This is a genomic window from Gracilibacillus halotolerans (genome assembly GCF_014206945.1).
GTDB lineage: Bacteria > Bacillota > Bacilli > Bacillales > Amphibacillaceae > Gracilibacillus > Gracilibacillus halotolerans.
The window spans coordinates 1-12,309 of the sequence record NZ_JACHON010000010.1; the positions used below are offsets into that span (position 1 = coordinate 1).

Sequence of the window (12,309 nt, forward strand, 5' to 3'; positions counted from 1 at the left end):
ACGGACACCCTTACGATTAGCTAACCACTACTTCTGCCTTCGTGGCTCGGGACTCTCACCCTAGAGATTACACCCATGCCGGGCACACTAAAAAAATGGCTATTGACTTGCCGTATTGGCAGGTCAATAGCTTTTTTAATGGTTAACTTATAAAGATTGGACGTAGCTAATAATTTCAGTTATTTTATTGTCGTTCTCATTCACTAGATACATATCACAAAAACTATAGTGAGACCATTCGCCTTGATTGCTCAAAGAATGAATCGTGCCATTTAATGCAGCTTTATTTCCTTCAATAATAATATGCTCCAAATCTATCTCAAAACCCTCATCTGATTTTACATCCGATAAAAGCGCCTCTAATTTCTCTTTCCCTTTAATCGTTTCTGTTCCAACCATTCTCCAAACTACATTGTCCGAAACTTTTTCTATTACACTTTTTACATCAACGTTCATTAATGCTTTATTAAAATCCATAAAAAAATGTTTATCTAAGCTCATCGTCTGCTTCCTTTCCTCTACTACTAAATAATTGTTCTTTTATTATAGCATGGTCTATATTTCTATCCTTCGCACAGCATTCTCTTACTGTACAATTAAAAACCAACTCAAAATCGAAAAGACTGTGAATATTATTCGTTAAGACTGATATGCTCGAGATGTTTGTGATAAACTAAGGTATAAAAATAGAATGTAATGGAGTGTTTGAATAGATGGGAGAAAAGTTATCTAATAATAAAGTAAAAAGAAATTATAAGCCCGCTATCATTACCATCTCTATCGTTCTGATTGGGGTTATTGGACTTCTTTCGGGAAAACGCGGTGGTGAAGAAGTAGAAGCTTTTGATATTACCATCCTGCCTTTAATGAATGCTATTTTTAATAGTTTTACGTTTATCTTTTTACTAAGTGCATTCATCGCAATTATGAAACGAAAAGTAAAAGTGCATAAGCGCTTTATCTATGCCGCATTTGTAACAACGTCCTTTTTCCTTGTTACGTATGTTACCTATCATTATCTAACACCGTCAACTTCTTACGGTGGAACAGGTATTATGGCATTTATTTACTACTTTATTTTGATCACACATATCGTGTTAGCAGCAGGTATTGTGCCACTTGCTTTAACAAGTGTAGCGAGGGCATGGAATGAAGAAAATGATCGCCATCGAAAAATTGCTCGTTGGACCATGCCGATTTGGCTTTATGTAAGTATTACTGGTGTTCTCGTTTATGTAATGATTTCGCCATATTACTAATAAATGAAATCCCCTATTAGCAAGTATCAAATACTTACTATTAGGGGATTTTTTTAATGTCGAAGATTTATGAGTCAACTACCATTGAAAACAAACTTTTATAGCTTAATCGGCCACTCCTCTTTGTTTTCAGCCATGTCCCAAAACATGTACTCATAAAGACTTGTTTTTACAACAATATCTTCTAACACAGCAAGATCTCTCTCGGGCATATCATCTGCCATTTTGTTCATTAGTTGTATACAGTCATTTGCTAAGGCAGTAAATTCCTCGGATGAATAGGTTGTCACCCAGTCTCCGTAAAACTCATGCTCCAAAGCACCTGGAATTTTAGCTAGTTCTTTCCCAATATAATTATAACTCCATGCACACGCTAATACAGAAGCTACAACATTTTCAATACCACCTCGTTGAGACACATTTAACATATAACTTGTATAAGCAGTCGTTGTAGCAGCTGGGTATGTTTTCTCTAAATCTTCTGGAGTAATATTAAACTTTGCCGCATATTGGCGATGCAAATCCATCTCCATATGAAGTGTTCCATGAAGCAACCCGGCAAAAGTAGTCATTGTTTCTAAGTCTTCTGCTTTTGCACTACCTAAAGCAAACAATCGGGAATATTCAATTAAATAGACATAATCTTGCTTGAGCCAATGTTTAAATTTTTCCTTATCTAACGTGCCATCACCTAACCCCTTCACAAAAGGGTGCTCCAAGTAGGCAGTCCAAATTGGTTCTACTTTACTCCATAAACGATCGGTAAATACATTTGTCATCATACATTCTCCTTCTTCATTATATTTTTTTAAATAGACTCTCCAATATGTATTCTAGAAAAATATCATCCTTTCTCATCGACAAGGGGCATTTCATTAATAGAAAAGCAAAAACCCATTTCCGTAAGTACTGGAAATGGGTAGAGTTCAGCTAGCAATATTAACTAGAACATCATAAATTGAATATGCTCGTTATGCATGCTTTCCATTCCACTTCCCTACGCTAGTGCTAACTAGATCAGGTTCAAAGGGTCGATTTTACTCTCTCAGCATTTTCATGCTCCCCTAGTCGAATTAATTATTCAATTACTAATATTCAGTATAATAAGGAATTTATGGTAAGTCAATGATAGTGTATGAGAGTATTAGTATCGAAGGTTTAGAGCATGCGACGATTCTGCTTTATCCGTAGTGGATTCGTGGTATCGTGAGTCGTTTATGCTTTATCCGTAGGGGATGTGTAGTATCAGGAGTCGTTACTGCTTTATCCGTAGTGGATGTGTAGTATCGGGAGTCGTTACTGCTTTATCCGTAGTGGATTCGTGGTATCGTGAGTCGTTACTGCTTTATCCGTTGTGGATGTGTAGTATCGCGAGTGTTACTGCTTTATCCATAGTGAAAGTCTATTATCGTGAGTGTTCCTGTTCATGTGCAGCCATAGCTTCAGCCTTTGTGCGATGCACAGTTCCAAATGGATGATTCGGTGGAGCGTAAATAGAATAAAGCTTCATCGGGACATTCCCAGTGTTGATAACGTTATGCCAAGTTCCTGCAGGGATAATTATCGCCGAATCATCATGCACAGGTGTTACTTGTTTCAAGTTTCCTTGATGATCACCAAATTGAACAATCCCCTGTCCCTGTTCAATACGTAAAAACTGATCCACTTGCGGATGAATCTCTAATCCAATATCTTCTCCTGGAAGTATGCTCATTAAGGTTACTTGCAAATGGCGCCCTGTCCATAAAGCTGTTCGAAAATTTCTATTCTCTTTTGTAGCCTGATTAATATTAATTGTAAACGGATATGGGCCGTAATCAGTGACAGTACTTTGCACTCTATTAACATCTTGATTATACGACCAATCATTATAATACATAGTTATCATCCTTCCCTTTATTTATCTAAAAATTTGTCCTCCATTAACATGTAACGTTTGACCTGTTACAAAACGCGAATCGTCAGACGCTAAATATACAAATGTTGGCGCTAATTCAAATGGCTGTGCCTGTCTGTCCATCGGATTCCCTGCTAATGTTACCGCATCAGGTGAAAAACTTGATGGTATTAAAGGTGTCCACACACGACCTGGAGCAATGGCATTGACCCTAATTCCCTTCGTCACTAAGTTTTTTGCTAAGGAACGAGTAAAGCCAACATTAGCTGCCTTCGTAGCTGAGTAATCAATTAATTCATCATGACCATCAAAGGCAACCACAGACGATGTATTAATAATCGAACTTCCAGCCTCTAAAAACGGCAAAGCAGCCCTCGTCGTGTAAAAATGTGAATATATATTTACTTTAAACGTATCCTCGAATTGCTCATCACTAATATCTTCTAAATTTTGCTGTTGAAACTGAATGCCAACATGATTACATAGAATATCTAACTGACCAAGTTTCCGTATAGTTTCCTCTACTATAAATTGACAATGCTCTTTATCTCTAACATCTCCTGGTAACAAAAGGCACACTTGACCTAATTCTTCTATTCGTCTCTTTGTTCGATTAGCATCCTCATGTTCATCTAAATAAGAAATCGCTAAATTAGCACCTTCTTTTGCAAACGCAATTGCCGTTGCTGCACCTATTCCGCTATCACCACCAGTAATCAATGCTACTTTTCCTTTTAGTTTTCCACTACCTTTTTCTTGTGGATTTTCAATGATTGGCCTAGGAACCATAAGACTTTCGACTCCTGGTTGACGGTATTGTCTTTGTTCTGGAACAGTTAGTGCTACTTCTTGATATTGTGTAATTCTCCCGTAATTCCGTGCCATAGGATACGTTTCATTTCTATTATTAGGCATGAGAAAACTGCCTCCTTCATAAGTATCTAGGTTTACTTTATGATAGTTAGGCATACGTTGTGCATGTTTCCTCATAAAGACTTGCTCTGATTTTAGCAGTGTAGCATATAGTACATAGTAAATCGTGAGAGGAGAGAGAATATTGGAGTATTACTACCATCCGGAAGTTAAATATCTCTTATTAAACCATTCAAATGAAAGGGTTAGGGTTTCTTATGCTAATAATTCTTCCCCCTTTCTTTTACCACTTATAGCAAGTAGACCACCGTACTACACGAACCCTATTTATGAGCCAATGTATCCCATTCTATAATAAAAGAGCTGCTTCCCAGGAGGAGGCAGCCGATACTCAACATTTTATTTTACAAACAATCCTGCTATTTTGTCTTCTGGATCGAAGGTTATCGTGTAAACTCTATTTACGTTGCTATAATTACCCGTAATCGTTACAATATAATATCCTTCCTTCATCTCCACTGAAGATTGATCAAAACTTTGAAATTCTCCTGACTCTTCGATGACTGGTGTCACTTCAGCATTCATTTTTTCTACAGATAATTCTGAAGACATTTTTTCATCAAATTGTTCATAAAGTTCTTCAAATTTTCCGTCATTTAATAATTGGATAGCATCTTCTGCTTTTGTAGTGTAAGTTTGTGCTGTCTCTTCATCTACATTACCACTTACACAACCTACTAATATAAATAGGAACCCTGTTAATAATAAAATTGTAATCTTTTTTTTCACCTTAAAGACCCCTTCCTTCTAACTACAAAACTATACGCTAACATGATTAATCCCATCATAACAATAAATCCTTCAATTATATATAAAGATAGATTAGTAGGTACGTAATAAGATATAACTCCAATTGAAGCATTTACTATCGTATGTAGTATTATCGCTATCCACACATATCGAATCTGTTTTTTGACAACTCCCTGCAGTATCATTAAAGATAAACCAACATGGAGAAACATAGCGGATAATCTTTCTATTCCACTAATAAAACTAAGACTATCCGTTAGTAAATAAGGCGTCATCAAAATAGCATTAATCATAGGGATTCCCACTAGCAATATTGCTTCTATTCCGCCATGGCCTAGACCAAAAATAACACCGTGTCCCCAATTTCTCCGTTTCATAAGAAAGCGCATCGTAACATACCTTCCCCATTCCTCAATAAGGGCCGCTGTAACTCCGAGGAATAAAGCAAATAAGATAGGCTGTGTTGCGCTAAAAAATAAATAGCTAGTACTATTCTTTTCTAAAACAGACAGTAAAGGCATTCGCAGAGTTACTTGGGAAACAACAAATGTTGCTACACCTAACAAAAAGGAAACATAACTTTTTTTCCAACAAGCATATATAAATACTGCTACTGGTAAAATAACACTCACTAGTATAGTGAATAATCCCCCTAGCATTCCCTTCCCCCTTATCTCATAACGTTCTATTCTCTATCTATTTCAATATACAGAATTCCTATCTCTAAGACAATAAATGTCTAACCCCCCCACAATCAACCATTTCTATGAGCCTTTCTTTTTCCACGGTGGATCTCCATGTTCGTGTAATTTTTTATTTGCTTTATAAACGGTCAATGGGATTAGAAAAGATAGTATTGTACATATCATTACCATTCTATCTGGAAGGAAACCGAATATGTATTCTAAAGTAGATAACACCTCACACAACCTTTCTTATTTTTTATTTGACTTATCGATTACACCATGAGCTCGTACCTCTGCAATTACATTGACGGTTATTTCACTATTAACAAAATATTTTTCGCCTTTTTCCCAATCATCTTTCATCTTTTTCCAAGTCTTATAATCACTCTTGTTGAGCTCATCTAAAAAACCAAATATATCCGCTTCGAATTCTTGTTGTGCCTTTTTTATTGTTTTTTCGACAATCTCTTCTGTTTTTGCTGCTACTTTTTTCTCTAGCTTCAAATTAGATTCAATATCATTCAGTACTAGACCTCCAAAGGTTTCTTGCAATTCGCCCTCTAATTTAATCTGAACATTTATTTTCGGATTTTCTTGATTTTTTGCTTGAACATTAACGATACTTTTCGCTTCTCTAATTGAAAAAGTAGTTATCCCACCTTCTATTTCCACTTCTATCGGTCCACGTGCATCCTCTTCTGTAACCAAATTCAAGCCAAACATTTCATTTAATTCTAGTTTACCGATAACTTTTTCTGACACTGACCCATAAATGGCTCCATCCGTTTCCTCTAATAGCTTTTCCTTGCTAGCTAACTCGGTTAGAACAAAGCTACGTTTCGTTAGTAAATAATCATGAATATCCCCAAGCTTTGTGTTCTTTAATTTATTCGTTTCTTTTAGATTTTTCTCTAATAATTCAAAAAGGTACAGAGTTGGTAGCTTCTCATTTTCTGGTTCTATCTCCAATATATCTTTTGCTTTGTCTTTTGAAATAATAACATCTATTCCTCTATCGGTATCTCTATTTCTTATAAATATATCGAGTACATCTGCCATGAGTCCAGGGGTAGACGCAACTTCTTCTGAAATGGCTATTACTTTAAGATGTTCAAAGAATGGTATCTTGTTTGTCTGATTAGCTATTTTTTGAGTGATGAGATCTATACTATTTCCGCTAGCAGATAGGTTCATATAGGGATTTCCACCACCACCTGATTGAGCAGGATTTCCTAATCCGGGAGGAACTGCAAACTGAGTAGTAACTGTCAAATGATTCTCGGCAGCCTCTTGACCTTCAGCAAAATCTATCGCCATACCAATAATTAAACCCCGATCCTCTATATTAACAATATCCCAACATCCAGAAAGCAGAAAGATAATGAGTAGACAACCAATAAAATTAAATAGCCTTTTTTCCATTAGATTTCCCCTTTCTCACCTTGGCGATGATAAACAATACAATCGCTATTAAATATCCATATATATACATAGAGGTTGCGATATAATTTCCAAATTGAATAATTTGTGTCGTATTTTTTGGAATTGTTCCAATAAAGTAAACAAGGGGGCTAAGAAATAAGATGATATGTATTTTCTTTATTTTCTTAAAAATGGATTGTAATGCTAGTATAGCCACATCAAAAACCATCATTGCTGTCGTAAACACTCCCATTGTCCATACAGTAAAAAATAGTGCTTCTATTCTTTCTAACATTCCTCCAGGAAGGTCTACACGCTTGGCTAAATCTACCGTTGGAAATAGCATGTTCGACGTTCCAACTTGTCCAAAAACTAAAATACAATTTAAATACACAACAATATAGAGGACCACTGGAACGGTTACCCCAATGATAGATACTTTTGGTATGTTCTTCGGATTTTCTACGAAGGACGTATAGAATAGTATAATACTTATCCCGATATACGATAATGCACTCGTATACAAACCATGCATATGACCTTTAATGTCCGTTTGGAAGGCAGGTCTTAAGTTTGAAACATCCATTATTTTCGAGCTTAATAGGAAAACAACAATTGCAACAATGAGAATGATAGGCAAAAAGAGTATGTTTAGCCGAAATATTCCTACTCTAGACCCCGATACCGCATAGACAACTACAAGTAAGAAGGCAAGCATTACTACCTCGACTGGTGTTTTCTTAAATAAATATTGCTCGGATATATGTCCCAACATTCGAATATCATAGGCCGTAACACATATGAAATATACAGCAAAAGTAAATGTGATTACTACCGCAACAGGCTTGGACACCAATTTGGCTGAATACGATAAAAAGCTTTGTTTCGGAAAACTTGAAGCAACTTTAGCCATAAGCCAAATAACACCCATTTGCAAAATACCTGCGATGAGAAGGGCGATCCATCCGTCAGAACCGACTGTCACTGATGCGATACCACTTGGTAAGGAAAGAACTCCTACCCCAATAATCATAGAAGGTATAGCTATTTTTAATTCTTTATCACTTATCGTTTCGTTACTATAAAGAAACTTCATTCCTTCTCCCTACTTCCTGAATCTACATCTTTCGTATTCATAAAGTTAGGTCGCCTCGTTAGAATCGTCATCGGTGCACGTAAAATAAGATCCTTCCAATCTCTATCCATTGTTGGAGAAAAGGGTGCTGTATACGGTACACCGAATGATTTTAAATTCACCATATGAATCATCACCATAATGTAAACAAGGATAATCCCGAATAATCCAAGAATTCCTGCCGCTAACATAAAAGCGATGCGTAAAATTCGAAACGATATACCAAGACTAAAAGAAGGAGTGGCAAACGCTGAGATTGCGGTCAAGCCTATAACAATAACCATAATAGGACTAACGATCCCTGCTGAAACAGCAGCATCTCCAATGACTAATCCTCCTACGATTCCAATGGTTTGACCAATCGGTGCAGGTAATCGGAGACCAGCTTCTTGTAACAATTCCATCGTGAGAACCATAAGAAAGGCTTCTGCTACTGGTGGAAATGGCACTTCCTCCCGTGTTGCCGCAATAGACAATGCCATATCAGTAGGTAATAACCCTGGGTGTAGAGATATTAATGCTATATAGAGCGAAGGTAATAGTAATGCAAAAAAAGCTGCTACATATCTTAAGATCCTTAATAGAGTTCCAATGAGCCAGCGCTCGTTGTAATCTTCAGGCGATTTTAGAAAATCCCCTAAGGTAAATGGCGCAATTAATACAAAAGGAGTACCGTCTAATAAGATGACTACCTTTCCCTGTAATAATTCTGAGGAAGCTTTGTCCGACCTCTCCGTATTGTCCATTTGTGGAAAAGGTGACAAAAAGCTATCTTCAATCCATTGTTCTATAAATCCTGATTCCGGTGCGTCATCAATATCGATCGATTGAATCCTTCTATTTACTTCTTTAACTATCTCAGGGTGAACAACCCCATCTACATATGCAACGACAAGACTTTTTTTGCTACGTCTACCAATTTGATGAGTTTGAAAACGCAAACTCGATGTTTGTAATGATTTCCTTAATAGTGCTAAATTCGTTCCTAAACTCTCCACAAACCCTACTCTTGGACCACGAACAACCATTTCTGTTGTAGGTTCATCAATGGATCGGCTTTCTCCACCCTTGGTATTAATGATTAAAGCGGAAGTTTGCCCATCAATCAGTATTACCGTTTTACCTACAAGAATTCCATCTAAGGCATCTTCCAGAGTATTTCCCTTCTCAACCGAATGAATAGATATAAAGTTTTCATACATCACTTCTAATATCGTTTTTGAAGTATCGTATGATTTTTTGTTAGATGCAAAATCTTTCATATTCCTTAATATACTTTCTTGTACTAACTGTTTATCGATTAATCCGTCCATATAAACGACGGAACCCTTCATGGTAGGATTATTATTTAAAAGAAATTCCCTAATGACAAGATCATTTGGCCCGTCTAGTAATTGTTTCAATTTTTGAATGTTTGCATCAAGTTGACTATTCAAACTCTCATTGCTCGTCTGTTCTTTTATATTCTTTGATGGCCAGTTTGCTTTTTTTGTATATCGACGCCTCATAAAAAAACCTCTTGTCTTTGTAAAAGTTATTTCTATCCTTCCCAATTTCTTCATTTTTTATATAAATGTACGTCGACAACTTATTTTCTTTGTCAAAATAGGTTGTATTCTGACAAAGGACAGCTTCTAATAGATTTCTTGTACGTCTAAGGGAGATAGGCATAAATAACCCCGATATATTAGTGTTTATCACTATCTTTCCTGTTTTATCGCGTTTGTTGGGATAGATATCAATATGATATAGTAGAAATGTTGCTCATTCACAATTTAATAAATGAAAGGGAGTTGATAGTTTGGAAGCTATCCAAACAACTGAAGATTATACAACCAATAATAGTGGTGAGGATTACTCATTAGACAGAGTTCCCCGCGATAAGAGAAACATGGGATGGCTTAGTATAACGAATATTACTTTCGGTATTGCGACTGCTATTTTTTATTTCCAAATGGGAAGTGTCATGGCACTCAGCTTTGGTGCAATGAATGCCATTATTTCTGCCGTTTATGCTATTGTTGTTGCCGGAGTACTCGGCACGTTTATTGCTTATCTATCGGCTAAATCTGGTATGAACGTGAACCTGCTTTCTAGAGGAGGCGGATTCGGTTATATCGGTGCATCTTTAACCTCATTTATTTATGCCACGAATTTTATTATGTACTGTGCGTTAGAGGGAATGATTCTCGTTGCAGCAGTGCATGAATTTATGCCTTCTATCCCACTATGGGTATTAATTGTATTTTTTGGTTCCATCGTTATCCCCCTCAACTGGTTCGGAATCAAACAGTTAGATAAACTACAAAAATGGTCATTGCCGATATTTTTTGTATTCTTAATCGCAGCAATTATTATGGCTTTCATGACCCCATCAGGATATGATGGTTACTTTTGGACATACCTTCCAGAGGGAGTTCAAGTCGGCGGATTAGCACTATTATCATGTATTGGTATGCAACATGGAATTATGGGATTAACCCCACTTCTAGCCTCTGATTACGCCCGTTTTCTTAAGCCTAAAGATACAAAAGTAGGCATCTTCGCAATTGGATTTATACCTCAAATCTTCTGTTTTGGTGTCATGGGAGGACTTGGAATATGGTTTGGTGTTCGACTCGGAGAACCAAATCCAGGTGTTTACATCGTACTTCTTCTTGGTGCATGGGGAGCATTATTTACGATGCTAACACAAATAAGAATAAATATTACTAATATTTACAGTGGGTCTTTATCACTGTCTTCTTTCTTCGAAAATATCTTTAAATTTACACCAGGTAGACGCTTTTGGATTGTTGTGACAGGGGTAGCAGCAATTGGTTTAATGCTTGGAGGAATTGTGGATCACTTAGAATTAGCGATGACGTTCCAAGGAGTATTTTTATTAACATGGGCAACGATTTTGGTAACGGACGCAATCTTTGTGAAACGATTTCTTAAAATTGGACCAGGCTACTATGAAGCTAGACAGCAATATTTGTATAAATGGAATCCTGTTGGGGTAGGAGCTTTACTGATTGCAAGTGGGCTCGGTACGATTGCAGCATTAGGATTTATGGGTGAATTTTTACAAAGTACGGCTGCATTCTTCGCAGCAATTTTAGCAGCCATGTTAACATTTGTTCTAGCTATTTTTACGAAGGGTAAATATTATGTAAAGAAAGATGTAAACGATATACCTAGCGAGGACTATATAAGATAATGAAGGTGGAGGACGAAACCTCTCACCTCCTTCCCCATCTGGGGTAAAACTCTTCGATATATTCTTCATTTTCTCTCTACTATTCTTACCTCATTAAAGAAAAATATCTTTATTTATACGGTTGTCTCTGCTTTCTTCTTTTCTGACAACCATGTTTCAAACGTATACGACATTTCCCAGAAAGCAAGCTCATATTCCTTAGCAATAATAAATTGCTCTTTCACTTTTTCTTTTTCAGTATCCCCTAATTGTTCTACCAACTCGTCCAATAAATCTATCATTTCTTGTGTGGAATCCTGAAACCAATCGCTTGCATACATGTTTAACCAGTTCTGATAAATTTCCTTTTCAGGTTTCGCATCTTTATACGTCATCCCAATATCTGCATACAACCAATAACATGGGAGCATTGCTGCTACGATTTGAGCTAGACTTCCTGATAAGGATGCTCGATACAAGTGAGAAGTATAAGCATACGCAGTCGGAGCAGGTTTAAAATTAGCAATATCTTCATCCGTTATTTCTAAAATTTCCGCATGCTCCTTATGGACGGTTAATTCTGCTTCGGCAGTATTTTTCGCTTTTTCTGCAAGACTAGCAGCAACGTGGAAATCATCTGCATGAGCCGCTGCGAAGGCATGTACCTTTCCATAATGCTTTAAATAATAGATATCTTGCATGATGTAGTTCTTGAAAATGCTAAGTGGCAAATCTCCATCCACGATACCTTTAACAAATGGATGATTTAGACTCAGCTCCCAACTGTCCTTCGTTAATTCTTTTAATTCATCTGTAAAACGCATTAAAAATTCCTCCCCTATTTTCGTTTCCGATGTTGGAGGAGGAAATGGATATACGCTAATAATAATTATCATACGCGTGATGAGAAATCATCACTATTTAATATGATAATGGTTGCGTTCTTCCACTTCCCTCCGCTGGTATTAACCAGATCAGGTTCAAAGGGATCAAGAAATCATTCTTGTCTCAGCCCATAGGCACCCCTAGCAGAAACGTTATAATTT

General features: G+C 36.7%; 12 protein-coding genes and 2 riboswitches. Of the genes, 2 read left to right on the forward strand and 10 right to left on the reverse strand.

Features of this window, described 5'->3' with window-relative positions; genetic code table 11:
- Positions 1-147 precede the first annotated feature (147 nt).
- Positions 148-501, reverse strand: coding sequence for a nuclear transport factor 2 family protein (locus tag GGQ92_RS10265; RefSeq protein ID WP_184248152.1), 354 nt, complete (start codon positions 499-501; stop codon positions 148-150).
- A gap of 212 nt (positions 502-713) precedes the next feature.
- Between GGQ92_RS10265 and GGQ92_RS10270 the strand changes: the two genes are divergently transcribed.
- Entirely contained in the window at positions 714-1,259 is a 546-nt protein-coding gene (locus GGQ92_RS10270; RefSeq protein WP_184248155.1) for a DUF420 domain-containing protein, read from the forward strand.
- A 98-nt stretch (positions 1,260-1,357) separates the two neighbouring features.
- On the opposite strand, the gene tenA (GGQ92_RS10275) is transcribed toward GGQ92_RS10270, so the two are convergent.
- The 8 genes from tenA (GGQ92_RS10275) to GGQ92_RS10310 form a co-directional block, all read right to left on the reverse strand.
- The gene (gene tenA / locus GGQ92_RS10275; protein WP_184248158.1) at positions 1,358-2,038 is read right to left on the reverse strand and encodes a thiaminase II; all 681 of its coding nucleotides are present in this window, start codon (positions 2,036-2,038) and stop codon (positions 1,358-1,360) included.
- 198 nt (positions 2,039-2,236) lie between these two features.
- A riboswitch (TPP riboswitch) is annotated at positions 2,237-2,335 on the reverse strand.
- A gap of 329 nt (positions 2,336-2,664) precedes the next feature.
- On the reverse strand, positions 2,665-3,138 hold the full coding sequence (locus GGQ92_RS10280; protein WP_246384366.1) for a cupin domain-containing protein: 474 nt from the start codon (positions 3,136-3,138) through the stop codon (positions 2,665-2,667).
- A gap of 21 nt (positions 3,139-3,159) precedes the next feature.
- The gene (locus GGQ92_RS10285; RefSeq protein ID WP_184248164.1) at positions 3,160-4,071 is read right to left on the reverse strand and encodes an SDR family oxidoreductase; all 912 of its coding nucleotides are present in this window, start codon (positions 4,069-4,071) and stop codon (positions 3,160-3,162) included.
- A gap of 357 nt (positions 4,072-4,428) precedes the next feature.
- Positions 4,429-4,818, reverse strand: coding sequence for a DUF3887 domain-containing protein (locus GGQ92_RS16420; RefSeq protein WP_184248167.1), 390 nt, complete (start codon positions 4,816-4,818; stop codon positions 4,429-4,431).
- The gene (locus GGQ92_RS10295; protein WP_184248170.1) at positions 4,815-5,498 is read right to left on the reverse strand and encodes a YhfC family glutamic-type intramembrane protease; all 684 of its coding nucleotides are present in this window, start codon (positions 5,496-5,498) and stop codon (positions 4,815-4,817) included. The genes GGQ92_RS16420 and GGQ92_RS10295 overlap by 4 nt, the downstream gene beginning before the upstream one ends.
- A gap of 276 nt (positions 5,499-5,774) precedes the next feature.
- Positions 5,775-6,947 carry a Ger(x)C family spore germination protein gene (locus GGQ92_RS10300; protein WP_184248173.1) on the reverse strand — a complete coding sequence of 391 codons (1,173 nt, stop codon included), beginning with the start codon at positions 6,945-6,947 and terminating at the stop codon, positions 5,775-5,777.
- Entirely contained in the window at positions 6,928-8,043 is a 1,116-nt protein-coding gene (locus tag GGQ92_RS10305; RefSeq protein WP_184248176.1) for a GerAB/ArcD/ProY family transporter, read from the reverse strand. Before GGQ92_RS10305 ends, GGQ92_RS10300 begins: the two co-directional genes overlap by 20 nt.
- Positions 8,040-9,590, reverse strand: coding sequence for a spore germination protein (locus GGQ92_RS10310; RefSeq protein WP_184248179.1), 1,551 nt, complete (start codon positions 9,588-9,590; stop codon positions 8,040-8,042). Before GGQ92_RS10310 ends, GGQ92_RS10305 begins: the two co-directional genes overlap by 4 nt.
- A 293-nt stretch (positions 9,591-9,883) precedes the next feature.
- Between GGQ92_RS10310 and GGQ92_RS10315 the strand changes: the two genes are divergently transcribed.
- A complete protein-coding gene (locus GGQ92_RS10315; protein WP_221437295.1) occupies positions 9,884-11,284 on the forward strand; it encodes a purine-cytosine permease family protein in 1,401 nt (466 codons plus the stop codon).
- A gap of 113 nt (positions 11,285-11,397) precedes the next feature.
- Here GGQ92_RS10315 and tenA (GGQ92_RS10320) read toward each other — a convergent pair whose 3' ends face one another.
- Complete coding sequence (gene tenA / locus GGQ92_RS10320) at positions 11,398-12,087, reverse strand: thiaminase II (protein ID WP_184248182.1); 690 nt, start codon at positions 12,085-12,087, stop codon at positions 11,398-11,400.
- Between the two features lie 110 nt (positions 12,088-12,197).
- Positions 12,198-12,300: riboswitch (TPP riboswitch) on the reverse strand.
- Positions 12,301-12,309 lie beyond the last annotated feature (9 nt).

What these genes read in the sequence shown, in the direction of transcription:
- GGQ92_RS10265 (WP_184248152.1), bottom strand. Translation starts at nt 501, where the DNA reads ATGAGCTTAGATAAACATTTTTTTATGGATTTTAATAAAGCATTAATG.
- GGQ92_RS10270 (WP_184248155.1), top strand. Translation starts at nt 714, where the DNA reads ATGGGAGAAAAGTTATCTAATAATAAAGTAAAAAGAAATTATAAGCCC.
- tenA (WP_184248158.1), bottom strand. Translation starts at nt 2,038, where the DNA reads ATGACAAATGTATTTACCGATCGTTTATGGAGTAAAGTAGAACCAATT.
- GGQ92_RS10280 (WP_246384366.1), bottom strand. Translation starts at nt 3,138, where the DNA reads ATGTATTATAATGATTGGTCGTATAATCAAGATGTTAATAGAGTGCAA.
- GGQ92_RS10285 (WP_184248164.1), bottom strand. Translation starts at nt 4,071, where the DNA reads ATGCCTAATAATAGAAATGAAACGTATCCTATGGCACGGAATTACGGG.
- GGQ92_RS10295 (WP_184248170.1), bottom strand. Translation starts at nt 5,498, where the DNA reads ATGCTAGGGGGATTATTCACTATACTAGTGAGTGTTATTTTACCAGTA.
- GGQ92_RS10300 (WP_184248173.1), bottom strand. Translation starts at nt 6,947, where the DNA reads ATGGAAAAAAGGCTATTTAATTTTATTGGTTGTCTACTCATTATCTTT.
- GGQ92_RS10305 (WP_184248176.1), bottom strand. Translation starts at nt 8,043, where the DNA reads ATGAAGTTTCTTTATAGTAACGAAACGATAAGTGATAAAGAATTAAAA.
- GGQ92_RS10310 (WP_184248179.1), bottom strand. Translation starts at nt 9,590, where the DNA reads ATGAGGCGTCGATATACAAAAAAAGCAAACTGGCCATCAAAGAATATA.
- tenA (WP_184248182.1), bottom strand. Translation starts at nt 12,087, where the DNA reads ATGCGTTTTACAGATGAATTAAAAGAATTAACGAAGGACAGTTGGGAG.